Below are 399 nucleotides of genomic sequence, written 5' to 3' on the forward strand. Positions count from 1 at the left end.
GGTGAAGATGCTCACCGCAACCCATTAATGCAAAATGGGAAACGTAAAAACCTGACCATTTTGATCGTCGGAGAAACGTCGCGCGCAGAGAATTTCTCGCTGAATGGTTATCCACGCGAAACCAATCCTCGTCTGGCAAAAGATAACGTGGTCTATTTCCCTAATACCGCCTCTTGCGGCACGGCAACGGCAGTTTCAGTACCATGCATGTTCTCGGATATGCCGCGTGAGCACTACAAAGAAGAGCTGGCACAGCACCAGGAAGGCGTGCTGGATATCATTCAGCGAGCGGGCATCAACGTGCTGTGGAATGACAACGATGGCGGCTGTAAAGGCGTTTGCGATCGCGTACCTCACCAGAACGTCACCGCGCTGAACCTGCCTGGTCAGTGCATCAAC

General features: G+C 52.6%; 1 protein-coding gene. It reads left to right on the forward strand.

Translation table 11 applies throughout. From position 1 onward, the window contains the following. The coding region (locus tag E0L35_RS25920; RefSeq protein ID WP_171051249.1) for a sulfatase-like hydrolase/transferase at positions 1-399 on the forward strand (399 nt) is incomplete at both ends.

Origin of the sequence: Halomonas sp. ATBC28 (assembly GCF_005937175.1) — a bacterium.
Lineage (GTDB): Bacteria > Pseudomonadota > Gammaproteobacteria > Pseudomonadales > Halomonadaceae > Vreelandella > Vreelandella titanicae.